22 protein-coding genes and 1 riboswitch are annotated in these 21911 nt (G+C 73.4%); of the genes, 10 read left to right on the top strand and 12 right to left on the bottom strand.

From position 1 onward, the window contains the following. The first annotated feature begins 4 nt into the window (after positions 1–4). Entirely contained in the window at positions 5–760 is a 756-nt protein-coding gene (locus ACFRKB_RS34400) for an SDR family oxidoreductase (RefSeq protein WP_383110539.1), read from the top strand. Positions 761–1279: 519 nt separating this feature from the next. Here the strand turns inward: ACFRKB_RS34400 and amaP are convergent. From amaP to ACFRKB_RS34375, 5 genes are all read right to left on the bottom strand, one after another. After that, on the bottom strand, positions 1280–1858 hold the full coding sequence (gene amaP / locus ACFRKB_RS34395; protein WP_383110572.1) for an alkaline shock response membrane anchor protein AmaP: 579 nt from the start codon (positions 1856–1858) through the stop codon (positions 1280–1282). Between the two features lie 10 nt (positions 1859–1868). After that, positions 1869–2540, bottom strand: a complete 672-nt coding sequence (locus ACFRKB_RS34390; RefSeq protein ID WP_383110538.1) for a DUF6286 domain-containing protein — start codon at positions 2538–2540, stop codon at positions 1869–1871. Next, on the bottom strand, positions 2537–2893 hold the full coding sequence (locus ACFRKB_RS34385) for an Asp23/Gls24 family envelope stress response protein (RefSeq protein ID WP_383110537.1): 357 nt from the start codon (positions 2891–2893) through the stop codon (positions 2537–2539). Before ACFRKB_RS34385 ends, ACFRKB_RS34390 begins: the two co-directional genes overlap by 4 nt. Beyond that, the gene (locus ACFRKB_RS34380; RefSeq protein WP_365974083.1) at positions 2890–3081 is read right to left on the bottom strand and encodes a hypothetical protein; all 192 of its coding nucleotides are present in this window, start codon (positions 3079–3081) and stop codon (positions 2890–2892) included. Before ACFRKB_RS34380 ends, ACFRKB_RS34385 begins: the two co-directional genes overlap by 4 nt. A gap of 61 nt (positions 3082–3142) precedes the next feature. Beyond that, the gene (locus ACFRKB_RS34375) at positions 3143–3631 is read right to left on the bottom strand and encodes an Asp23/Gls24 family envelope stress response protein (protein ID WP_383110536.1); all 489 of its coding nucleotides are present in this window, start codon (positions 3629–3631) and stop codon (positions 3143–3145) included. Positions 3632–3725: 94 nt separating this feature from the next. On the opposite strand from ACFRKB_RS34375, the gene ACFRKB_RS34370 reads away from it, so the two are divergent. Beyond that, positions 3726–4484 (top strand): hypothetical protein, encoded by a 759-nt coding sequence (locus ACFRKB_RS34370; RefSeq protein ID WP_383110535.1) that lies wholly within the window; start codon positions 3726–3728, stop codon positions 4482–4484. A 16-nt stretch (positions 4485–4500) separates the two neighbouring features. On the opposite strand, the gene ACFRKB_RS34365 is transcribed toward ACFRKB_RS34370, so the two are convergent. The 4 genes from ACFRKB_RS34365 to ACFRKB_RS34350 all read right to left on the bottom strand — a co-directional run bounded on the left by ACFRKB_RS34365 (position 4501) and on the right by ACFRKB_RS34350 (position 8694). Beyond that, complete coding sequence (locus tag ACFRKB_RS34365; RefSeq protein WP_383110534.1) at positions 4501–5292, bottom strand: enoyl-CoA hydratase/isomerase family protein; 792 nt, start codon at positions 5290–5292, stop codon at positions 4501–4503. 130 nt (positions 5293–5422) lie between these two features. Next, positions 5423–5644, bottom strand: a complete 222-nt coding sequence (locus ACFRKB_RS34360) for a helix-turn-helix domain-containing protein (protein ID WP_018518904.1) — start codon at positions 5642–5644, stop codon at positions 5423–5425. Between the two features lie 390 nt (positions 5645–6034). Continuing rightward, a complete protein-coding gene (locus ACFRKB_RS34355) occupies positions 6035–7633 on the bottom strand; it encodes an ABC-F family ATP-binding cassette domain-containing protein (RefSeq protein ID WP_383110533.1) in 1599 nt (532 codons plus the stop codon). A gap of 98 nt (positions 7634–7731) precedes the next feature. Beyond that, a complete protein-coding gene (locus ACFRKB_RS34350; RefSeq protein ID WP_383110532.1) occupies positions 7732–8694 on the bottom strand; it encodes a hypothetical protein in 963 nt (320 codons plus the stop codon). Positions 8695–8937: 243 nt separating this feature from the next. Here ACFRKB_RS34350 and ACFRKB_RS34345 point away from each other — a divergent pair, with 243 nt between their 5' ends. After that, positions 8938–9369, top strand: coding sequence for a VOC family protein (locus tag ACFRKB_RS34345; protein ID WP_383110531.1), 432 nt, complete (start codon positions 8938–8940; stop codon positions 9367–9369). An 87-nt stretch (positions 9370–9456) separates the two neighbouring features. Here the strand turns inward: ACFRKB_RS34345 and ACFRKB_RS34340 are convergent, their stop codons facing one another. From ACFRKB_RS34340 to ACFRKB_RS34330, 3 genes are all read right to left on the bottom strand, one after another. Then, positions 9457–10764: a hypothetical protein gene (locus ACFRKB_RS34340; protein ID WP_383110530.1), complete on the bottom strand. Its 1308-nt coding sequence runs from the start codon at positions 10762–10764 to the stop codon at positions 9457–9459. 428 nt (positions 10765–11192) lie between these two features. Then, positions 11193–12320, bottom strand: coding sequence for an alpha/beta hydrolase (locus ACFRKB_RS34335; RefSeq protein WP_383110529.1), 1128 nt, complete (start codon positions 12318–12320; stop codon positions 11193–11195). A gap of 130 nt (positions 12321–12450) precedes the next feature. Continuing rightward, positions 12451–13113, bottom strand: a complete 663-nt coding sequence (locus tag ACFRKB_RS34330; protein ID WP_383110528.1) for a class II aldolase/adducin family protein — start codon at positions 13111–13113, stop codon at positions 12451–12453. Positions 13114–13290: 177 nt separating this feature from the next. On the opposite strand from ACFRKB_RS34330, the gene ACFRKB_RS34325 reads away from it, so the two are divergent. From ACFRKB_RS34325 to ACFRKB_RS34295, 7 genes are all read left to right on the top strand, one after another. After that, entirely contained in the window at positions 13291–14538 is a 1248-nt protein-coding gene (locus ACFRKB_RS34325; RefSeq protein WP_383110527.1) for an inorganic phosphate transporter, read from the top strand. 31 nt (positions 14539–14569) lie between these two features. Beyond that, on the top strand, positions 14570–14797 hold the full coding sequence (locus tag ACFRKB_RS34320; RefSeq protein ID WP_030353750.1) for a hypothetical protein: 228 nt from the start codon (positions 14570–14572) through the stop codon (positions 14795–14797). 232 nt (positions 14798–15029) lie between these two features. Then, positions 15030–15221, top strand: a riboswitch (cobalamin riboswitch). After that, positions 15205–16233 carry a cobalamin biosynthesis protein gene (locus tag ACFRKB_RS34315; RefSeq protein ID WP_383110526.1) on the top strand — a complete coding sequence of 343 codons (1029 nt, stop codon included), beginning with the start codon at positions 15205–15207 and terminating at the stop codon, positions 16231–16233. It overlaps the preceding riboswitch by 17 nt. After that, complete coding sequence (locus tag ACFRKB_RS34310; RefSeq protein ID WP_383110525.1) at positions 16230–17774, top strand: cobyric acid synthase; 1545 nt, start codon at positions 16230–16232, stop codon at positions 17772–17774. Before ACFRKB_RS34315 ends, ACFRKB_RS34310 begins: the two co-directional genes overlap by 4 nt. Before the next feature lie 28 nt (positions 17775–17802). Then, the gene (locus ACFRKB_RS34305) at positions 17803–19893 is read left to right on the top strand and encodes a putative cobaltochelatase (protein WP_383110524.1); all 2091 of its coding nucleotides are present in this window, start codon (positions 17803–17805) and stop codon (positions 19891–19893) included. Further along, positions 19893–20492 (top strand): cob(I)yrinic acid a,c-diamide adenosyltransferase, encoded by a 600-nt coding sequence (cobO, locus tag ACFRKB_RS34300; protein WP_030353746.1) that lies wholly within the window; start codon positions 19893–19895, stop codon positions 20490–20492. Before ACFRKB_RS34305 ends, cobO begins: the two co-directional genes overlap by 1 nt. After that, positions 20486–21910 (top strand): cobyrinate a,c-diamide synthase, encoded by a 1425-nt coding sequence (locus ACFRKB_RS34295; protein ID WP_383110523.1) that lies wholly within the window; start codon positions 20486–20488, stop codon positions 21908–21910. The genes cobO and ACFRKB_RS34295 overlap by 7 nt, the downstream gene beginning before the upstream one ends. Position 21911: the final 1 nt, after the last annotated feature.

Genomic DNA, 21911 nt, shown 5'->3' with positions numbered 1-21911 from the left:
GACCATGGATCTTGGACTGAAGGACCGCGTATACGTTGTCACCGGTGGATCGCGGGGGCTGGGCCGCGCGGCGGCGGAGGCGCTCGCCGCGGACGGGGCGAAGGTCGTCATCTCGGGCCGCGACGAGAAGCGCGTCGCCGGGACGGCCGCGGAGATCGGCCCCGGCGCGTACGGGCTGGCCGCCGACAATGCCGATCCGGCGGTGGCGGACCGTCTGATCGCCACCGCCAAGGAGCGGTTCGGCCGCTTCGACGGCGTCCTGATCAGCGTGGGCGGCCCGGCGCCGGGGTTCGCCGCGGACAACACGGACGAGCAGTGGCAGACGGCGTTCGAGTCCGTCTTCCTCGGCGCGGTACGACTCGCCCGCGCGTCGGCGGCCGAGCTGGGCGAGGGCGGTGTCATCGGCCTCGTGCTCTCCTCCTCGGTCCACGAGCCGGTCCCCGGCCTCACCATCTCCAACGGCCTGCGCCCGGGGCTGGCCGGCTTCGCGAAGTCCCTCGCGAACGAGGTCGGCCCGCGCGGGATCCGGGTGCTGGGCCTGATGCCGGCCCGTATCGACACGGACCGGGTCCGTGAACTCGACGCGCTGTCGGGCGACGGGGAGGCGGCGCGGGCGGCGAACGAGTCGCGGATTCCGCTGCGGAGGTATGGGAGGCCGGAGGAGTTCGGCAGGACGGCGGCGTTTTTGCTGTCGCCGGCGGCGTCGTATCTGACGGGGGTGATGGTGCCGGTGGACGGTGGGGCGCGGCGGGGCTTCTAGCGTGTGACGGGGGCGGGTTGGCCGTTGCGCGGGCGTTTTCCCCACCCCGCCCCTTCCCGAAACCGGGGCTGCGCCCCGGACCCCGCGGGGGCGCCCGGCGGAGCCGGACGGTCCCCAGGGCCCGCGGGCGCGGCCCCGGCAGACCGGTACGACCGCCACCGCCAGGCGGAGGCCGACGCGCCCCGGGGCCCGCAAGCGCAGGCAGACTGAGCCCAACACAGGCCGCGGCCCCGCAGGCGCAGCCCGACCGCCCTCGCACCCCACTGCGCGGACTCCGTCCCGCAACCACTGCCCGGCACGTTCAAGGCAGACCGAGCCCAACGCGAGCCCAGGGGCCTTCCTGGCCCCGCCCCGGGCACGGGCGACGGCGGGGCGGCGCTCCCCGGCCGGAGGTTGGCGCCTCCGGGGCAGGGGGCCGAGCCACGGCCCTGGGCCCCCGGGGTCCGGGGCAGCGCCCCGGTTTCGGGAAGGGGCGGGGTGGGGGAGGACGCCCCGCGCAGCGGGCCACGGCGTACGCCGTCAGCTCACCCTCTCCGCCCCGTGCCGCACCGCCCGCAACCGCACCTCCGCCCCCAACTCCCCCAGCCCCGCCGACCTCCGCCCACGCTCCAGCGCCTCCTCCGTCAACAGGTTCAGCGTCTCGCCCGGAGCCGCATGAGGCTCCATGAGGAGGCGTACGCGGGCCGACGGGGCGGTGCGGCGGCCCGTGAGGCGTACGCGGGCGCGGGCCACGCCGTCCAGGGACTCCGCGTCGTCCTCGATCGCGCTCTCCAGCGCCCGCGCCCGCAGCAACGCGCCCTCGCCGTCCCCGCTGTCGACCAGCACCTCCGCCATCCTGGCCCGGCGCAGCTGGGCGGAGAACCACCACAGGGCCAGCAGGACCAGCACCGCCAGAATCGCGATCACGACCGGCCACCACCAGCCCTGATCGCGCCAGCGCTCGCGGTCCGCGCGGCTGAGCAGCACATCGCGCTGTCCGCTGTACGGCCACCAGGACGGCACCGCCCAGCCCAGCCCGCGCGCCAGCACCGCGCCGCCCGCGCAGAGCAGCGCCAGGCCGAGCAGAGCCAGCACCACGCGGTTGACGACCCGGATCATCCCCGTCACCTCACCTCTTCTTCACGGGCCTGCGCACACGCATCGTCAGCGTGGGCGCCCGGTCGAGGCCCAGTTCGCGGATGCCGGTTCTGAGCGCGGTGCCCAAGTCGTCCCGTACGTCGTCGAGTTCGCGGAAGTGGGAGACGGCCCGCAGCTTCACCTTGGAGCGGCTCATCCGTACCCGCGCGGACTGCACGCCCGCGACCTCCATGGCCCGGTCGCGCAGTGTCAGCGCGGCGGCGTCGCGGTCGATGCCGGCCCGTACCAGCGGGGTGTGGCGCCGCATGGGCAGCAGTCCGCGCAGGCCGGGGGTGAGGGCGAGCGCGAGGAGCCACAGGCCGAGCGCCATCGCGACGCCGGCGGCGACCAGCACCCAGGGCTGGTCGAGCGGCTGCCCGGCCAGTTGGGCGGCGAGTTCGCGGCGCCAGTACATCGCCTGCCGGCCCGCCCGTACCGCCGCGACGTCGTACAGCAGCAGTCCCGCCGCGCCGAGAACGACGAGCGCGGCCAGCGCCGCGGGGATCCGGCGCGCGGACCAGAAGCGTCCGGCCCGTTCGCCCTCGCCGTCGGAGAGCGTGGGCCTGGGCTCGTAGCGCGTGGCGGGGTCCGGCGGGTCCTGTTCCTCCACGCCGCCGCCCCGCTCCGTACCCCCGGCTCGCCCCTCGGACGCGGGGCCGCTCACCGGAGCCTCCCCCGCACCGCGAGAAGCGACCGGTCGGAGTGCAGCCGCTCCACCCGCACCACCACCTCCGGCACGTCCACGTCCGCCAGCGCCTTGACCCGCTGAACGACGCGGAGACGTACGGCTCCGCACTGCCGGCCGATGTCGGTCGGATACTCCAGCTCGACACCGATCCGTACGCGCGCGCTGTCCTGGTGCACCGTGACGGTGGCGTGCGGCGCGGACCCGCCTTCCGGTACGGCGTCCAGCGCCTCCCTGGCCGCCTGTGCGGCGATCTTCGCGATGACCCGGTCGGCGATCGTGGTCGCCCCGCGCTCGCCGACCGCCACCCGCTCAACGGCCACGCGCGTCACCGCCGCCGGTCGTCGCGGTCGCGACTGCGGAAGATATCGCCGGGTTCGAGATCCCCGTCCAGGAAGCGCCCGGCCACGAACCCGATCACGCCCAGCGCGGCCACCAGCACAAAGGCCCCGAAGCCACCGAAGTACCCGGCGAATCCGAGCGCCATACCGGCCAACAGGCCGACCACCGCCATGCTCATATGCCGCTCCTCTTCCACTGTGCTGCCGGTCGCGTACGGTACGTGACTCCGCGTACGGACGTTACTGGAGCCGTGTGTCCGACTCCTCGTCGTCTTCCTCGTCGGGCAACTTCACGTCGATGACCGCGATGTTGACCTCGACGACCTCCAGTCCCGTCATCCGCTCGACCGACGCGATGACGTTCTCCCGTACGTCGACGGCGACATCGGTGATCGAGACGCCGTAGTCGACGACGATCTCCAGATCGAGCGCCGTCTGTACCTCTCCGACCTCGGCCTTGACACCCCGGCTGACGGATTTGGTGCTGCCGGGGACCCGTTCGCGTACGGCGCCGAAGGTACGGGACATCCCGCTGCCCATGGCGTGGACGCCGAGGACGTCGCGGGCCGCGAGGCCGGCGATCTTCTCCACCACACCGTCGGCGATGGTGGTTCGGCCGCGGGACGCGGCGGGTCCGCCGCCGCGCTTGACGGGGCTGCTTCCCCCCTCGTCGGCCAGTGGCTTCCTGCCTGACGGCGCGGACTGGTTACGGGGTGCGGTGTCTGACATCGCCATTCGTTCCTTCCCGGGCGGTGGTGGACTCCGCTCCCCACACTAGGTGCGCTTGCCCTGTCCCGCCCCGTGGATGCGGCAGGCTGGAGGAATGACGACTGCGCACAGTTCCGATGGGCTCGGCACCGGCGGATGGACGGCGGCGGTACGACAACGACTCGGCCTGGGCAGGCTGCTTCCGCTGGGCGGGGCGCGGGACGGCGCGTGGCTGTCGGAGCGCGCGGCGACGGACGAACTGCGCCTGGCCGCGGCGGAGGTGACGGATGCCGTGCTCGGCCGGCTGCGGCTCTCCCTGACCGATCCGGACGGCGCCGGCCGGCCCGCCGTACCGCCCCCGCCCAGCGCGCTGCCGCCCGGTCCGCTGCGCGTCGACGGGGAGTTCGCGGCGGGTCCCGCCGAGCCGCTGCCCGCCGTGGCCGAGCGGCTGCGCGGGGTGCTGTTCGCCTGTGCGACGGAGCGGCTGGGGCTACGGGTCAGAGAGGTCGATCTGCGGGTCACGGCCCTGCTCGATCCCTCCGGGGAAGCCCCGGAGGGACCGCGGGACGGAGCGGCGCCGGGTGGGCCGGACGAGGGACGGCCGGCCGACGTACGGGCCGCCGCCCCGGAGGGCGAGCCGGAGTTGCTGGCGGCGGCGGTCCCGGGCGTCGCGTATCCGACCAGAACGCTGGGCGGCGCGGTGGTCACCGCCCCGGGACATGTCCGGGTGGAGCTGGCGACGGCGGCCGGGTACCACCCGCTGGAGGTGGCGCGGGCGGTACGGAAGAGGCTCAGGGCGGAGCTGCCGGGCGCGCCTTCGGTGACCGTACTGGTCACGGCGGTGGGTCGGAACGGCCGAGCCGGCACGGCCTAGCACGCCCTAGGGCCTGTCAGTCGACGAGGCCCGCCAGATCGCGGAGCCGGCGCGCCTGCGCGGCGCGCTCGGCGGCGCGCTGGGCCTCGAAGGTACGGCCGGCCGCGCCCTGGAGGAGCGCCTTGGTCTCGATCAGCGCGTCCCGCGGCGCGGCCAGCAGCGCGCCCGCCAGATCGCTCACCGCCGCGTCGAGTTCGTCCGTGGGCACGACCAGATTGGCGAGCCCCGTGCGCTCCGCCTCCTCGGCCTGTACGAAGCGGCCCGTGGCGCAGATCTCCAACGCGCGGGCGTAGCCGACCAGTCCGACCAGCGGATGGGTGCCGGTGAGGTCGGGGACCAGGCCGAGGCTCGTCTCGCGCATGGCGAACTGCACGTCGGACGCGACGACTCGCAGGTCGCAGGCGAGAGCCAGCTGGAAGCCGGCCCCGATCGCATGCCCCTGAACGGCCGCGATCGACACGAGGTCGGGGCGGCGCAGCCAGACGAACCCGTCCTGGTACTCGGCGATGGCCGCGTCGAGGTCCTGGTCGGACTCCCGCGCGAGATCCAGGAAGGACGGCTCGCCGTCGAACCCCTCGGGGGTGAACGCCTGCCGGTCGAGCCCCGCGGAGAAGGACGCGCCTTCGCCCCGCAGCACAACGACCCGCACGCTGCCCGGCAGTGCCCTTCCGGCTTCCGTCAACGCCCGCCACAGAGCGGGAGACTGGGCGTTGCGCTTCGCCGGATTGGCCAGTGTGACCGTGGCAACCGCGTTCTCGATGGTGAGCCGTACGCCGTCCTTGTCGAGTACTGATGCGAGCGAAGTCATGGGGCGCCTCCGGTTCGGGCAGTCGGGAAAACCAGGCTAAGTGACTGCACAGTAACCACCTGGGCGATCGGACGATCACCCCGGGTGGCCACCACCCGAACCGGTGGCCAGGAGGAGTCGCGCTCGGTCGTCAGGCCGTTGCGGCCTTCTTGCCTCGCGTCGCTCCGCCGCGTCCCCGCAGCGTGACTCCGGACTCGCTGAGCATCCGGTGGACGAATCCGTAGGAGCGGCCGGTTTCCTCGGCCAGCGCCCGGATGCTCGCACCGCTGTCGTATTTCTTCTTCAGGTCTGCCGCGAGCTTGTCGCGCGCGGCGCCGGTTACCCGGCTGCCCTTCTTCAGAGTCTCGGCCACCCGTGCCTCCTCATGGGAAGTGCGCTCTGGACTTCTCATGATCACCCCTCGCGGGCTTCCTGGCCACCCATTCGGCAAGGTCCGCACGACAAGCTTTGCCCGGCTCCAGGCTTCGAGCACGACCGGAATCGCCTATTCCTTACGCGATCATCGCTACCTTTGCCCAAAGCTCCGGGCGAAGTGCCAGGTCAGGGCCGCCGTACCGGAAGACGGCGCGGATCATGAGGCGATCGGCCCGATCCGCCGCACACCACGCCGTGGTACGAGACGCACTCACACAGATGAGGGATCACTGCTGAGCCGAAATGATCCATATGGAGTCGATCACGCGCGTGGATCATGTGGCGACAGCTCGTCACCGGACCCCGGCCACCCCGCCCGCGGGGGTAATCAGGCGAGCGCGACCAGGTCCGCGTAGTCCGCTCCCCAGAGGTCCTCGACCCCGTCGGGCAGCAGAATGATCCGCTCCGGTTCCAGCGCGTGCACCGCGCCCTCGTCGTGGGTGACGAGGATGACCGCTCCCTTGTACGTACGGAGCGCGCCGAGGATCTCCTCACGGCTGGCCGGGTCCAGGTTGTTCGTCGGCTCGTCGAGCAGCAGGACGTTCGCGGAGGAGACGACCAGGGTGGCCAGCGCCAGCCGGGTCTTCTCCCCGCCGGAGAGCACCCCGGCCGGCTTGTCGACATCGTCCCCGGAGAAGAGGAAGGAGCCCAGCGTCTTGCGGACCTGGACCAGGTCGAGGTCGGGGGCCGAGGAACGCATGTTCTCCAGGACGGAGCGCTCCGGGTCGAGGGTCTCGTGCTCCTGCGCGTAGTAGCCGAGCTTGAGGCCGTGACCGGGGGTCACCTGTCCGGTGTCCGGCTTCTCGACCCCGGCCAGCAGCCGCAGGAGCGTGGTCTTGCCCGCGCCGTTGAGGCCGAGGATGACGACCCGGGAGCCCTTGTCGATGGCGAGATCGACATCGGTGAAGATCTCCAGGGAGCCGTACGACTTCGACAGTCCCTCGGCCGTCAGCGGGGTCTTGCCACAGGGGGCGGGCTCGGGGAAGCGGAGCTTGGCGACCTTGTCGGACTGGCGCACTTCCTCAAGACCGGACAGCAGCCGCTCGGCGCGACGGGCCATGTTCTGCGCGGCGACGGTCTTGGTGGCCTTGGCGCGCATCTTGTCGGCCTGGGAGTTCAGGGCGGACGCCTTCTTCTCCGCGTTGGCGCGCTCGCGCTTGCGGCGCTTCTCGTCGGCCTCGCGCTGCTGCTGGTAGAGCTTCCAGCCCATGTTGTAGACGTCGATGTGGGAGCGGTTGGCGTCCAGGTAGAAGACCTTGTTGACGACGGTCTCGACCAGCTCGACATCGTGGGAGATGACGATGAAGCCGCCCCGGTACGTCTTGAGGTAGTCGCGCAGCCAGACGATCGAGTCCGCGTCGAGGTGGTTGGTGGGCTCGTCGAGCAGCAGGGTGTCGGCGTCCGAGAAGAGGATGCGCGCCAGCTCGACGCGGCGGCGCTGACCGCCGGAGAGCGTATGGAGGGGCTGGCCCAGCACCCGGTCGGGCAGGCCGAGCGCGGCGGCGATGGTGGCGGCCTCGGCCTCGGCGGCGTACCCGCCCTTGGTGAGGAACTCCGTCTCCAGGCGCTCGTACTTCCGCATCGCCTTCTCGCGGGTGGCGCCCTGACCGTTCGCCATCCGGTCCTCGTTCTCGCGCATCTTCTTCAGTACGGAGTCGAGGTCGCGCGCGGAGAGGATGCGGTCGCGGGCGAGGACGTCGAGGTCGCCGGTGCGCGGGTCCTGCGGCAGATAACCCACCTCGCCGGAGCGGGTGATGGTGCCCGCGGCGGGGGCGCCCTCGCCGGCGAGGCACTTGGTGAGCGTGGTCTTGCCGGCTCCGTTGCGGCCGACCAGACCGATGCGGTCGCCCTTGGCGATACGGAATGAGGCGGACTCGATGAGGACACGGGCGCCGGCGCGCAGCTCTACGCCGGTTGCGGTGATCACGGAAAGACTCCAGGGCGGTATGGACGGCGGAAGAGGGCAGGCGGAGGCGATTCTTCGACGCCGGCTAATGCACAAGGAGAAATGCCATGCGGGCCAGTCTAACTGGGCCGCGCAACTGCTTTCCCTGGCCGGTCCCCCGGGACATCGTCCGAGAGATCGTTCGAGACACCGCCCGGAGGATCCTTCGGACGGTCGCCCGGGAGCTCGTTACGGAGCGGGGTGCGGCCCGGCACGATCCGGCCCAGGTCGTCGACCGCCATCAGCTCCGCCGTCCAGTTCGTGTGTCCGGGGCAGGGCTGGGCGACGAGCAGGATCCCGGCCGTACGGACGTACCGTCCCGGGTCGAAGGCGCAGCCACGGGCGGCGGGCAGCACCCAGCGCAGATCGCCGTCGCCGGCCCGGAAGGCCGCGATGCGCTGCGGGGTGACGACGGCGAGCATGCGCGAGCCGGGCGCGAGGGGCTGGAGGACCCCCGCCGCGCGGCCGGACCCCGCGGCCAGCCAGTCGGCGAGACCGGGCAGGGCGCGATGCCAGCGGACGGCGGAGCCGCTGACGCGCTCGGTGTCGGTGACCAGGCCGTCGCTCCAGAGGGCGAAGGCGTGGCCGGGTCCCGCGGCGAGGGCGAGCGGGCGGCTGCCGGTGCGCTCATGGACCCAGCGGAGCGTGCCCGAGCGCGGGTCGCGCGCCTCGACGCGGGGGCCCGCCGTGCGCAGGACGGGCTCCTGGGCGGCGGGGGGTCCTGGCGCCGCGGTGGTGTGCACGGTGAGGCGGTCGTCGAAGGGGTGCCTGGACTGGTGGGCGGCGGTCACCAGCGGGATGGCGAGGGCGGCGGACAGGGCCGCGCGGAGGAGGCGGGCGCGGTGTCGCGGGCGGTACGGGGGACGGCCCTGTCCGCCGGGCCGGGGGCCGGGGCGCCGGGCGCCGCCGGGCGGGAGGCCGTCGTGCGGGGACTCGGCGGGCGGGGACTCGGCGGGCGGGGACTCGGCGTCGTCCTGGGGACCGCCGCGCGTTCTCGCGCCGGGCAGCAGGTCCGGCGCCGTGGTCGTCGGCAGAGCCGTCACTGTTCTCCCTCGGTACCACTGGCAGATCACCAGGACGTGGCCTTGATCAGGCGCGAGCGTAGCCACGGGCCGCGCGGGCGTGGCGGGGGCGCTCCGTGACACGGCGGGGGCGGCGGGGCACATCCCCCGTTCGGCCTCGGAAGCCGGTGCGGCGGGGCCCTGGCCGGCTCGGAGGCCGATTGTCAGTGGCCGGTGCGAGACTGAGATCCGCATCACATTCGAGCCCGCGAAGGGGTGATCAGCATGACCGGAGCAGCGAGCGCCGGAGGACCGGGTGCCGGGGTGCCGAGCATCTGTCCGACCATCCTGTACAGGGACGCGAAGGCGGCCATCAGGACGCTGACGGACGCCTTCGGGTTCACCGAGCTGAGGGTGTACGAGGGTGAGGACGGCGAGGTGCTCCATGCCGAGCTGGCTTCCGGCAACGGCGTGGTGATGCTGGGCTCGAAGGGCCGGGCGGGCATCTTCGCCAAGGCGATGGGCGACGCGGGCCCGGCGGGCGTCTATGTGGTCGTCGGGGATGTCGACGCGCACCACGCGCGGGCGGTGGAGCACGGCGTCGAGATCCTGATGGTGCCCACGGACCAGGACTACGGCTCGCGGGACTATATGGCCCGCGACGCCGAGGGAAACATATGGAGCTTCGGCACATACGCCCCGGGCGGGGGCGGCTGAGGTTCGACGACCGGCCCCGGCGGGCGGGACAGGGCCGGCGGGACCGGTCCCTGCCTCCGTCGCGCGCCGCGTGGCCCGCCGGCCGGGTCAGGCCCCTCCGGTGTGCACCTGGAAGGCCGCCCGGCGGACCGCCTTGGCGAGGGCCGGATCCGGGTGCGCGGCGGCCAGGGCGACCAGGACCTGGACGGTACGGGGGTGGCCGACGGCCCTGACCTCGTCGAGCAGCGCGGGCACATTGCCCTGCACGGCGGAGTCCAGGTGACGGACCAGCAGATCGCTCTCGCCGTGGTCGGCGACGGCCGCCGCGGTGTCCACCCAGAGCCAGGTGGACTCCTCGCGGGTGAGGACGTCGGCGGCGTCCTCCGGGTCGGCGCCCTCGTACTCCGCCAGCCAGAGCAGGGCGTAGGGGCGCAGTGAGGAGTCCGTCGCCGCGGCCCGTACCTCGCCCTCGGCGGGGGCGCCGACGACGCGCAGCGCCTCGAAGGCGAGCCCGCGCAGCAGCGCGTCCTCTCCCCGGGCGACGGCGAGCAGTTCGGTGACCGCGCTGCCGACGGTGCGGGCGGCGAGCCAGGCGCGGTACTCGGCGCGGGCGGGGCCGGGGGTGAGCCGGGCGCAGCCGCGCAGCATGTGCTGGGCGGACTGCTCGATATTGCCCGCGGGGCTCTGGGCGGCGACGCAGATCTGCTCCAGCTTGACCCAGACCGCCCAGTTGCCGAGCGGGGTGAGGGTCGCCTGGCCCGTGCCCAGGGTCAGCGCACCCACGGCGGCCAGCCCTTCCAGGGCCCAGTCGAGGAGCGGGGGCAGGAGTTCACCGGCCGGCGGTTCGGGCTCCGGAGGCTCGACGGGGGCGGGCAGCGGGCCGTAGGGCACCTCGCAGCGCTCCTCGTGGAGCTCCGCGACCCGCTGCTGGAGGAGGTCGAGCAGGGCCGGTACGAGCACGGGTCCCGCGGAGAGCTGAAGGAGGGAGAGCACCTGGGGGACGGCCTCGACGACCTCGGCGACGGTGGAGGCGGCGACATCGTCGGGGGCCGGGTGCACGAGCGACCAGGCGTCGAAGAGGGCCACCCAGCCTCGCTGGACGGCGCTGTCGTCGCGGTCCCAGGCCTGGAGCCGCCAGCCGGGCCGTACGGCGGTGCCGTGCAGCTCGACGAGTCCGGCCAGCCGGGCGCGGTCCCAGCCCGCGCGCACCTGGTCGGGCGTCAACTCCAGTGCGGTGGCGGCCCGTTCGGCCGTGGCCGCGTCGAGCGGACCCACGCCGGGGTCGCGGTCGCCGGCCGCCCAGCGGGCGATCCGTACCGCGTCGGCGAGGACCGCTCTCGCCTGACGGGCCAGCTCCGCCGGGGGCGGAGTGCCCTCGGGCGGGCGGGGTGCCGGCCGGCTGCGCCCGTCGGTCACCGCCCGTGGGGCCGTGGTCAACGGCCGCGGGCGGACGAGTCGGAGTCTGGAGTTGCGCGCCAATTGCTCATCAGGCTTTCGGGACGTCACGGGGGCAGTCTTCCCGGTGACCGCCCGAAAGCCCAAACGGAACCTGTTCCTGCGGTACGGGAAGGGCGGAAGGGGCCCGTTCCACGGGGGTGCCGCAGGGCACGGAAGGGAAGAAAGATGCCTGTTGGAAAGGGAGAGGACAGCTGATGTAGCACTCCGCGACACATGGATCCGGTGCGCCGCAAGGGACGAGAAGGAGGCGAAGCGGAGCGTCGGGGCGCGGTACCGGATTCCCTCCCGGCGCCGCATGCCGGAAAGATCCGTTAGTCACCCGTAACGCACCCCGGTGGCACGCCCGTCACACGCCGCGGGGGCCCGCCACGCTCTGCGTCCAGGCGCTACATCAGGGGGGTGAGGAAGCGGCGGAGCACCTCTTCGTAGCCGGCCGGATCCGCGTTCCACATGGCGGCGTGCGGGGCGTGCGCGACGGCGTGCAGGCTGATCAGACCCGAGCGGTGGGAGGCGAGTTCGCGGGAGGGGTTCCAGGACGCGAGGGTGTCGTCGGGGCCGTGGAAGATCAGCGTCGGGATGTTCAGGTTGCCGGGGTCGGCGGCCCGGCGCAGCCGGTCGCCGTCGAGTCCGGCCCTGCCCTGGGCCGACCGGACCGCGAGCGGCAGCAGCGGCGCGGGGACGCGGTGGGCGGTGGCCAGCGCCCGCAGGGTGGCTTCCCAGTCCAGCACCGGCGAGTCGAGCACCAGCCCGGCGATCCGGGCGCGGAGCGCGGAGCCGGCCGCGGCGCCCAGGGCCATCGAGGCGCCGGTGGACCAGCCGTGCAGCACGACGCGCTCGGCGCCGTACCGGACCGCGTAGCGGATCGCCGCGTCGAGGTCGCGCCATTCGGTCTCGCCGAGGTGGCCGAGGCCGTCCGGGGAGCGGGGCGCTCCGGGATCGCCGCGGTAGGCGAGGTCGAGTACCGGAAGTTCCTGTTCCACGAGGAACTCCATGATGTTCATGGGGTGCTCGCGGGTGGTGCCGAGACCGTGCGCGGTGATCACCCAGGTGTCGCGCACCCCGGGGACGAACCAGGCGGGGAGGGCGCCGAGTTCGCCCGGGATCATCACGTCCTTGTGGTCGAGGCCGAGAGCGGAGGTGGGATCGCCGCTGTGGACCTGCGGGGTGAGGCGTACGCGCGTGCCGGGGGCGAGCGAGCCGTGGCTGACGCGCTCCAGCCGGCGCACCACGGTGTCCGCGGCGTGCTCCACATCGTCCAGGACGGGCCCGACGACCGCGTGGACGCCGGGGCCCTCGATCCCGTACGTACCGGGGCGCAGGGAGGCGAGACAGCGGGTCAGGACGATCTGCCCGGCGGCCGTGGCGTGCACGGTGAGGCGGGGGTCGCCCGGCAGCGGACGGCCCGGCGGCGTCTTGAGCGCGGCGTCACTGGCGTACCGGCCGGCCGCGAACGCGGCCGCGCCGACGCCGATCAGAGTGGAGACGGCCGCTGCCGTCGCTTTGGCGGGGCGCACGTTCCCAGTGTGGTCACCCCGGCCGCGCTCGGCCAGCCGGCGGCAGCCGTCGGGGTGCCGGGCCCCCGCCGGGCGCCCCGCCGAACGCCCTCCCCGAAGCCCCGCCGGGAGCCCGGCCGAAAGCCCGGCGTCAGCCCCGCTGTCCGTATCCCTTCAGCTTCTGTCCGACCTCATCCAGCTGGGCCTCGGTCAGCAGCGTCGGGGTACGGCCGGGCAGCGAACTCGCGGTGAGCCAGAGGCGGCACATCCACTCCAGCTGGGCCGTGCGGTCGTAGGCCTGGGCGAGACTGTCGCCGTGGGCGACCGTGCCGTGGTTCTGGAGCAGACAGGCGTTCCGGTCGCGCAGGGCGTGGAGCATGTGGGCGGCCAGCTCGTCCGAGCCGTACAGCGCGTAGGGCGCGACCCGGACGGGGCCGCCGTGGGCCGCCGCCATGTAATGGATCAGGGGCAGTTCGGGGACGAGGGTGGAGACGGCGGTGGCGTGCACCGCGTGCGTGTGGACCACGGCCGTCGCGGAGGTGTTCCGGTAGACGGCGAGGTGCAGCGGCAGCTCACTCGTCGGGGTGAAACCACCGAGGATCTGCCGGCCGTCGAGATCGACGCCGACGGCGTCCTCGGAAGTCAGTTGGTCATACGGGACTCCGCTCGGCGTGACGAGGATCAGCTCGCCGACCCGTACCGACACATTGCCCGATGTGCCGACCACAAGCCCGTCATCTGCTGTTCTCCGGGCAGTCGCGGTGAGTTCACGCCAGGCCCCGGCTATCGCGTCCCGGTTCTGCTGATGAGTCATAAGAGAATCCTGTCAGGCGGGAGCGGGAGCGCCCACGGCGCTCTCTTCAGAACAGGCGGGCGATTTCTCCACACATGGGGACACCACAAAGACGAGCCCAGTTCATCTTCCGTTCACTCTGACTCCCTACGTTCACCGAGGCCACCGACGTCAAAAGATTGCCTGGGTCCTGGGTCAATGGAACACATCACGCTGCTGCTCGCGATCGTGATCGTGACGGCTCTCGTGTTCGATTTCACGAACGGCTTCCACGACACCGCGAACGCGATGGCGACGACCATCTCGACCGGCGCTCTGAAGCCCAAGGTCGCGGTGGGCATGTCCGCCGTCCTGAATCTCGTCGGCGCGTTCCTGTCCGTGGAGGTCGCCAAGACGATCTCCGGCGGACTCATCAACGAACAGGGCATCAGAACCGAAGTGATCTTCGCGGCGCTCGTCGGCGCCATCCTGTGGAATCTCTTCACCTGGCTGCTCGGCCTTCCGTCGAGCTCCTCCCACGCGCTCTTCGGCGGGCTGATCGGCGCCACCCTGATGTCGGTCGGCACCTCCGGGGTCAACGGCGGCGTCGTCATCACGAAGGTGCTGATCCCCGCGCTCGCCGCGCCGGTCGTCGCCGGTCTCGCGGCCCTGCTCGCGACGCGGCTCACGTTCCGCATCGGCCGCAGTACGGACGACAAGGCGACCGCCAAGGGCTACCGCGCCGGGCAGATCGCCTCCGCCGGGCTCGTCTCCCTCGCCCACGGCACCAACGACGCGCAGAAGACGATGGGCGTCATCACTCTCGCGCTGGTGACCGGCGGCGTCCTCGCCCCCGGCTCCAACCCCCCGATGTGGGTCATCGTCTCCGCGGGAGTGGCGATCGCGCTCGGTACGTATCTCGGCGGCTGGCGCATCATCCGCACCATGGGCACCGGCCTCACGGATCTCCGTCCGCAGCAGGGCTTCGCCGCCCAGACCAGCGCCGCGACCGTCATCCTGGCCTCCTCGCACCTGGGCTTCTCGCTCTCCACCACGCAGTCCTGCTCCGGCGCCGTGATGGGCGCGGGCCTCGGCCGCAAGGGCGGTGTGGTCCGCTGGTCGACCGCCAGCCGGATGTTCATCGCCTGGGGGCTGACCCTGCCCGCCGCGGGCCTGGTCGCCGCCGCGGCCGAGTTCCTCACCGGCCAGGGCACTTGGGGCGTCACGGTCGTCGCCGTCCTGCTCGTCGTGATCTCCGGGGCGATCTGGCTCGCCTCGCGCCGCCGTCCTGTCGACCACACCAACGTGAACGAGAACGAGGCCGGAGCGGCCGGCACCGGGTCCGGCGAGGGGGCGGGCGTCACCGCGCCGCCCACGGCCGGTGCCGCGCAGGAACTGTCGACCACCATCCCGGCCCCGGGCCCCGCGGACCCCGCGGGCAAGCCCGCGCGAACCGCCAGGGTGTAACCCCCACCACGGCGCAAGGAAGAGAAACCGCATGAACATCGACTGGGCAGCACTCGGTTCCGTCTTCGGGGTCAGCCTCGTGGCCACCGTCGCTCTCGTGGGCCTGTTCACCCTCGGCATCGTCGGCCTCGCGAAGCAGGAGTCGGCGAGCGCGCAGGGCGCGACCGGCTCCGTGGCGCTGGCGCGCGTCGGCGCGTACACCTGCTTCGCGCTCTGCGTGGCGGCCGTCGCGTACGGGATCTATCTGATCGTCGCCTGACCGGGCGACGACAGACGACCTCGAACGACAACAAACGACCGGAGACAGCCGGAAACAGCCGGAAAGCCTCGGCATGTCTCGACCCGGGCCGGCCCCGGCGCGTCCGTCACGCGCCGGGGCCGGTTCTTCGGTTGCCCATGGGGCGGGCGTGCCGTGTGGGGCTCGGCACACTGTCCCGTCGCTGGTCAGGGATGAGTTGACGGGTGTTTGCGCTGCGTGGTGGACTTCCGGGGCCATATAGGTCCTGTCCGGTCGGACAGGACCTAGACGACGGCAGAAGAGGAAGCCGGTGCGAATCCGGCGCGGTCCCGCCACTGTCACTGCGAGCCACGTCTCCAGGAGCCAGGAACTCTCGCCGCCGCATCACGTCGAGCCGGGGCGCGGACCCTGAGTGAGGACATTTCGCCATGCCTGGCCGCCGTTCGGCCGTCGTGCGCGGCCGGGGTCCGGCCGCCGAGCGTGTTTTCGCCTACGGCGCCGCCGTGGGCCTCCTGGGCGACCTGCTGTTCGGCGATCCGCGCCGGGGCCATCCCATCGCGGCGTTCGGCCGGGCGGCGACGGTCGTGGAGCGGACGCTGTGGCGCGACCACCGGGGCTGGGGCGCACTGCACACCGCCGTGTGCGCCGGAGGAGCCGCCGGGATCGCGGCGCTGGCGGCCCGGGGCGTACGGGACCGTCGCGCCGCCTCCGTGGCGCTGACCGCCGCCGCCACCTGGGCCGTGGTCGGCGGTACGTCACTGGGGCGGGAGGCGGCGGCCATCGGCACGGCGCTCGCCGCCGGGGACGTCGAACGGGCCAGGGAGCGGCTGCCGCGTCTGTGCGGCCGTGACCCGCAGGCGCTGGACGGACAGCAGATCGCGCGGGCCGTCGTGGAGTCGGTCGCCGAGAACACCTCCGACGCGGTCGTGGGCGCGCTGGTGTGGGGCGCGGTGGCGGGAGTGCCGGGGCTCGCCGGGTTCCGCGCCGTGAACACCCTGGACGCGATGGTGGGTCATCTCTCGCACCGGTACCGCCGGTTCGGCTGGGCCTCGGCCCGGCTCGACGATGTCGCGGGATGGCCGGGCGCCCGGCTGACCGCCGTACTCGCCGGTGCGCTGGCCGGTGGGGTCGGCGGCGAGCCGCGCGCGGCCCTGCGGGCGGTACGGCGGGACGCCCGTAAGCATCCGAGCCCCAACGCGGGCCCGGTGGAAGCGTCGTTCGCCGGCGCGCTGGGCGTACGGCTGGGCGGGACGCTCGCGTACGGCGGACGGGTGGAGCACCGGCCCGTGCTGAACGGCGGGGGGCGGCCCGTCGAGGTCGCGGACATCGAGCGGGCCGTACGGCTGTCGCGCCGGGTGACCGGGGCCGCGCTCGCGGTCTGTGTGGCGGGCCGTTTCGGATACGGCGTCGCGTACCGCGCGATACGCCGCGGTGCTTCGGGAAAGGGGCGCGGATGAGCCGGGGCGGGCGCGGCGGGGGGCTGCTGATAGCGGGCACGACCTCCGACGCGGGCAAGAGCGTGGTCACGGCGGGGATCTGCCGCTGGCTGGTGCGCCGCGGGGTGAAGGTCGCGCCCTTCAAGGGGCAGAACATGTCGCTGAACTCATTCGTGACGCGCGAGGGCGCGGAGATCGGCCGGGCCCAGGCGATGCAGGCCCAGGCGGCCCGGGTCGAGCCGACGGCGCTGATGAACCCGGTCCTGCTGAAGCCGGGCAGCGACCGCAGCAGCCAAGTGGTCCTGATGGGGCGGCCGGTGGGCGAGATGAGTGCCCAGGGCTACCACGGCGGGCGGCAGCGGTCGCTGCTCGGGCCGGTCCTGGAGTGTCTGGAGCGGCTGCGCGGCGCCTACGACGCCGTGATCTGCGAGGGGGCAGGCAGCCCCGCCGAGATCAATCTCCGCCGTACGGACATCGTGAACATGGGCATCGCGCGGGCCGCGCGGCTCCCGGTGGTGGTGGTCGGGGACATCGACCGGGGCGGCGTCTTCGCCTCGTTCTTCGGGACGACCGCGCTGCTGTCCCCCGAGGACCAGGAGCTGATCGCGGGTTATCTGGTCAACAAGTTCCGGGGCGATGTCTCGCTGCTGGAGCCGGGGCTCGAGATGCTCCGCGGGCTCACGGGGCGGTCCACGCTCGGCGTACTGCCGTTCCGGCACGGTCTGGGCATCGACGAGGAGGACGGGCTGCGCGTGTCGCCGCGTGGTGCCGTACGTGAGTCGCCGGCGGCTCCCCCGTACGGCGAGGACGTGCTGCGGGTCGCGGTCTGCGCCGTACCGCTGATGTCCAACTTCACCGATGTGGACGCGCTGGCGGCGGAGCCGGGGGTCGTCGTGCGATTCGTGGACCGGCCCGAGGAGCTGGCCGACGCCGATCTCGTGGTGGTGCCCGGCACGCGCGGCACGGTCAAGGCGCTGGCGTGGCTGCGCGAGCGCGGGCTCGCCGACGCGCTCGCCCGGCGGGCCGCCGAGGGGCGTCCCGTGCTGGGGATCTGCGGCGGGTACCAGCTCCTGGGCGAGCACATCGACGACGAGGTGGAGTCCCGGGCGGGTGCGGTGGCGGGCCTCGGACTGCTGCCCGTACGCGTGCGGTTCGCCCGTGAGAAGACCCTGGCCAGACCGGTGGGCCTGGCCCTCGGTGAGGCGGTGGAGGGGTACGAGATCCATCACGGCGTCGCCGAGGTGCGGGGAGGCGACGCGTTCGTCTCCGACGCGGACGGGCGGGCGCTGGACGGCTGCCGGGTGGGGTCCGTCACGGGCACGCACTGGCACGGGGCGCTGGAGAGCGACGCGTTCCGGCGGCGGTTCCTGACGGAGGTGGCGCGGACCGCGGGCCGGCGTTTCGTCCCCGCGCCCGGCACGAGCTTCGGCGCGTTGCGGGAGGAACAGCTCGACCTGCTCGGTGACCTCATCGAGGAGCACGCGGACACGGACGCGCTGATGCGCCTGATCGAGGAGGGGGCGCCCGCGGGGCTGCCCTTCATTCCGCCGGGAGCGCCATGACGACCATCTTCGAAGGAGCGATCTGCCTATGAGCACCCCCTTTCCGTTCACCGCCGTGGTGGGGATGGACAATCTGCGGCTCGCCCTGTTGCTCAACGCTGTGAGCCCCGCCGTGGGCGGTGTTCTCGTCCGGGGTGAGAAGGGCACCGCCAAGTCCACGGCCGTACGCGCCCTTTCGGCGCTGCTGCCGGAGGTGCCGGTCGTCGCCGGGTGCCGGTTCAGCTGCGATCCCGGCGCGCCCGATCCGCGGTGCCCGGACGGGCCGCACAAGACGGCGCCCGGTACGTCCCGGCCCGCGCGGATGGTCGAGTTGCCCGTGGGCGCCTCGGAGGACCGGCTCGTCGGCGCGCTGGACATCGAACGGGCGCTGTCCGAGGGCGTGAAGGCCTTCGAGCCCGGTCTGCTCGCCGACGCGCACCGAGGGGTGCTCTACGTCGACGAGGTCAATCTCCTCCATGACCATCTGGTCGATCTGCTGCTGGACGCCGCCGCCATGGGGGCCTCGTACGTCGAGCGCGAGGGCGTCTCGGTACGGCACGCGGCGCGCTTCCTGCTCGTCGGGACGATGAACCCCGAGGAGGGCGAGCTGCGGCCGCAGTTGCTGGACCGCTTCGGGCTGACCGTGGAGGTCGCGGCCTCGCGCGAGCCGGAGCAGCGGGTGGAGGTCGTACGGCGGCGGCTGGCGTACGACGACGAGCCGGCCGGGTTCGCGGCGCGCTGGGCCGAGGAGGAGACCGCGCTGCGGGACCGGATCGTCGCCGCGCGGGCGCTGCTGCCCGAGGTGCGGCTCGGGGACGCGGCGCTGCTCCAGATCGCCGCGACCTGCGCCGCGTTCGAGGTGGACGGGATGCGGGCGGACATCGTGATGGCGCGCACCGCGACGGCGCTGGCCGCGTGGGCGGGGCGTACGGACGTACTCGCCGAGGACGTACGGCAGGCCGCGCTGCTGGCACTGCCGCACCGGCGGCGCCGTAACCCCTTCGACGCGCCGGGGCTCGACGAGGACAAGCTCGACGACACGCTGGAGGAGTTCAAGGGCGGGGACGGCGACGGCGGGGACGACGACCCGGGTCCGGACGGGCCCGGCGGGGGCGGTGGCATCCCGCCACAGCCCGGTCCTGAGGGATCCGAGGGCGCCGAGGGATCCGACACGCCGCCCGAGTCCGGGTCGGGGCCGGACGACACGCCCGTGGAGCCCGAGCCCCAGGGACAGCCGCGGCACGCCGGTGCCGGTGAGCAGTCCGCCGTACGGGCCACCGAGCCGTTCCGTACGAAGACGCTGAGCGTGCCGGGTCTGGGCGAGGGCGCGGCCGGGCGGCGCTCCCGGGCCCGTACCGAACACGGCAGGACGACCGGGTCCCGGCGGCCCGGGGGCGCGCTCACCAAGCTGCATCTGGCGGCGACCGTACAGGCGGCGGCGCCGCACCAGCGGGCGCGCGGGCGCAGCGGTCCCGGTCTGGTGGTGCGCCGGGACGATCTGCGGCAGGCGACCCGGGAGGGGCGCGAGGGGAATCTCGTGCTGTTCGTGGTCGACGCGTCCGGCTCGATGGCGGCCAGGCGGCGGATGAGCGCGGTGAAGGGCGCGGTGCTCTCGCTGCTGCTGGACGCGTACCAGCGGCGCGACAAGGTCGGACTGATCACCTTCCGGGGCAAGGAGGCGGAGGTCGCGCTGCCGCCCACCTCGTCGGTGGACGCGGCGGCGGCCCGGCTGGAGTCGCTGCCGACGGGCGGGCGTACGCCACTGGCCGCCGGGCTGCTCAAGGCCCATGACGTGCTGCGGGTGGAGCGGCTGCGGGACCCGGCGCGGCGTCCGCTGCTGCTCGTGGTGACGGACGGCCGGGCGACCGGCGCGCGGACGGCGGGCGGCGCCGACCCGGTGGCACTGGCGGCGCGCGCGGCGCGGCTGCACGCCTCGGAAGGCACGGCCTCGGTGGTCGTGGACTGCGAGTCGGGTCCGGTACGGCTCGGTCTGGCCGCGTCGCTCGCGGCGGAGCTGGAGGGCACGGCCATCACGCTCGACGAGCTGCGCGCGGACAGCATCGCCGGCCTGGTCAGGGACGTACAGCGGGACGCACAGCAGGATCGGGCACACAACGGACGACCCAGGAGGGCCGCTTAATGCCGCAGGGACAGCCGGAATCCGTACCGGACGACGGGCTCACCACCCGCCAGCGCCGCAACCGTCCGCTCGTCCTCGTCCATACGGGCACCGGCAAGGGCAAGTCGACGGCGGCGTTCGGGCTGGCGCTGCGCGCCTGGACGCAGGGGTGGCCGGTCGGGGTGTTCCAGTTCGTGAAGTCCGCGAAGTGGAAGGTCGGCGAGGAGCGGGCGCTGAAGGTGCTGGGGGCGAGCGGCGAGGGCGGTCCGGTCGCCTGGCACAAGATGGGCGAGGGCTGGTCCTGGGTGCAGCGCGACGCGCAGTACTCCAACGAGGAGGCGGCGCGCGAGGGCTGGGAGCAGGTCAAGCGCGATCTGGCGGCCGAGACGCACAAGCTGTACGTGCTGGACGAGTTCGCCTATCCGCTGCACTGGGGGTGGGTGGACACCGACGAGGTGATCGAGGTGCTGCGCGAGCGCCCCGGCACCCAGCATGTGGTGATCACCGGGCGCAACGCCCCGGAGAAACTGCTGGACTTCGCGGATCTCGTGACGGAGATGACGAAGGTCAAGCATCCGATGGACGCGGGCCAGAAGGGCCAGAGGGGTATCGAGTGGTGAACGTCCCGCGGCTGGTCGTCGCCGCCCCCTCCTCCGGGAGCGGCAAGACCACGGTCGCGACGGGGCTGATGGCGGCCTTCTCGGAACGCGGTCTGGCCGTGTCCCCGCACAAGGTCGGGCCCGACTACATCGACCCGGGGTATCACGCGCTGGCGGTGTCGCCGGGGGCGGCGTCGGGAGCGGCCGGGGCGGTGGGATCGGCCGCCCGCGTGCGGCCCGGCCGCAATCTCGACGCGTACATGTGCGGTCCCGGTCTGATCGGGCCGCTGTTCGCGCACGGCGCCGCGGGCTCTGACCTGGCCGTCGTCGAGGGCGTGATGGGGCTCTACGACGGCGCCTCGGGCCAGGGCGAACTGGCCTCCACCGCACAGGTGTCGAAGCTGCTGCGCGCGCCGGTGGTGCTGGTGGTGGACGCCTCGTCGCAGTCGCGTTCGGTGGCGGCGCTGGTGCATGGCTTCGCCTCCTGGGATCCGGAGGTACGGATCGGCGGGGTGATCCTCAACAAGGTCGCCACCGACCGGCATGAACGGCTGCTGCGCGACGCGCTGGACGAGTCGGGCGTGCCGGTCATGGGGGTGCTGCGGCGCGCCGACGGGGTCACCGCTCCCTCGCGCCATCTGGGTCTGGTGCCGGTCGCGGAGCGGCGCGCGGAGGCGGTCGGTTCGATGCGGGAGCTGGCCGCGCGGGTGCGGGCCGGGTGCGATCTGGAGGCGCTGCTGGCGCTCGCGCGCAGTGCGCCGGCGCTCGATGTGACGCCGTGGGCGCCGGCGGTCGAGCCGGTGACTCCCGTGGCGGGCGCCGGCCGGCCCGTGATCGCGGTGGCCGGCGGGTCCGCCTTCACCTTCTCGTACGCGGAGCACACCGAGCTGCTGACGGCCGCGGGCGCGGATGTCGTCCCGTTCGACCCGCTGCGTGACGAGCAACTCCCGGAAGGCACCAGGGGTCTGGTGATCGGCGGCGGCTTCCCCGAGGTGTACGCGCCGGAGCTGTCCGCCAATGAGCCGCTGCGCAAGGCCGTGGCGGAGCTGGCGCACTCCGGCGCTCCGGTGGCGGCCGAGTGCGCCGGGCTGCTGTATCTGGCGCGCTCCCTGGACGGGGCGCCGATGTGCGGGGTGCTGGCGGCCGACGCGCGGATGTCGGGGCGGCTGACGCTGGGATACCGGGAGGCGGTGGCGGTCGGCGACAGCGCGCTGGCGCGGGCCGGTACGCGCGTACGGGGGCATGAGTTCCACCGGACGGTGCTGGAGCCGGGCGCCGGGGCGGCTCCGGCGTGGGGGGTGGTGCACCCGGAGCGCCGGGTGGAGGGGTTCGTCCAGCGGGGCGTGCACGCGAGCTATCTGCATACGCACTGGGCGGCGGCGCCGGAGCTGGCGCGGCGGTTCGTGGAGAGATGTTCCGTGGAGAGATGTACGGCGTGAT

The organism is Streptomyces scopuliridis (genome assembly GCF_042790125.1).
Lineage (GTDB): Bacteria > Actinomycetota > Actinomycetes > Streptomycetales > Streptomycetaceae > Streptomyces > Streptomyces scopuliridis_A.
The sequence above is the reverse complement of the archived record's forward strand: the minus strand, read 5'-3'. Positions and strand labels throughout refer to the sequence as shown.

Bases quoted from the DNA above. Each gene is read 5' to 3' on its own strand.
- ACFRKB_RS34400 (WP_383110539.1), top strand. From the start codon at position 5: ATGGATCTTGGACTGAAGGACCGCGTATACGTTGTCACCGGTGGATCG.
- amaP (WP_383110572.1), bottom strand. From the start codon at position 1,858: ATGATCCGGGTCGTCAACCGCGTGGTGCTGGCTCTGCTCGGCCTGGCG.
- ACFRKB_RS34380 (WP_365974083.1), bottom strand. From the start codon at position 3,081: ATGAGCATGGCGGTGGTCGGCCTGTTGGCCGGTATGGCGCTCGGATTC.
- ACFRKB_RS34375 (WP_383110536.1), bottom strand. From the start codon at position 3,631: ATGTCAGACACCGCACCCCGTAACCAGTCCGCGCCGTCAGGCAGGAAG.
- ACFRKB_RS34370 (WP_383110535.1), top strand. From the start codon at position 3,726: ATGACGACTGCGCACAGTTCCGATGGGCTCGGCACCGGCGGATGGACG.
- ACFRKB_RS34365 (WP_383110534.1), bottom strand. From the start codon at position 5,292: ATGACTTCGCTCGCATCAGTACTCGACAAGGACGGCGTACGGCTCACC.
- ACFRKB_RS34345 (WP_383110531.1), top strand. From the start codon at position 8,938: ATGACCGGAGCAGCGAGCGCCGGAGGACCGGGTGCCGGGGTGCCGAGC.
- ACFRKB_RS34330 (WP_383110528.1), bottom strand. From the start codon at position 13,113: ATGACTCATCAGCAGAACCGGGACGCGATAGCCGGGGCCTGGCGTGAA.
- ACFRKB_RS34325 (WP_383110527.1), top strand. From the start codon at position 13,291: ATGGAACACATCACGCTGCTGCTCGCGATCGTGATCGTGACGGCTCTC.
- ACFRKB_RS34320 (WP_030353750.1), top strand. From the start codon at position 14,570: ATGAACATCGACTGGGCAGCACTCGGTTCCGTCTTCGGGGTCAGCCTC.
- ACFRKB_RS34315 (WP_383110526.1), top strand. From the start codon at position 15,205: ATGCCTGGCCGCCGTTCGGCCGTCGTGCGCGGCCGGGGTCCGGCCGCC.
- ACFRKB_RS34310 (WP_383110525.1), top strand. From the start codon at position 16,230: ATGAGCCGGGGCGGGCGCGGCGGGGGGCTGCTGATAGCGGGCACGACC.
- ACFRKB_RS34305 (WP_383110524.1), top strand. From the start codon at position 17,803: ATGAGCACCCCCTTTCCGTTCACCGCCGTGGTGGGGATGGACAATCTG.
- cobO (WP_030353746.1), top strand. From the start codon at position 19,893: ATGCCGCAGGGACAGCCGGAATCCGTACCGGACGACGGGCTCACCACC.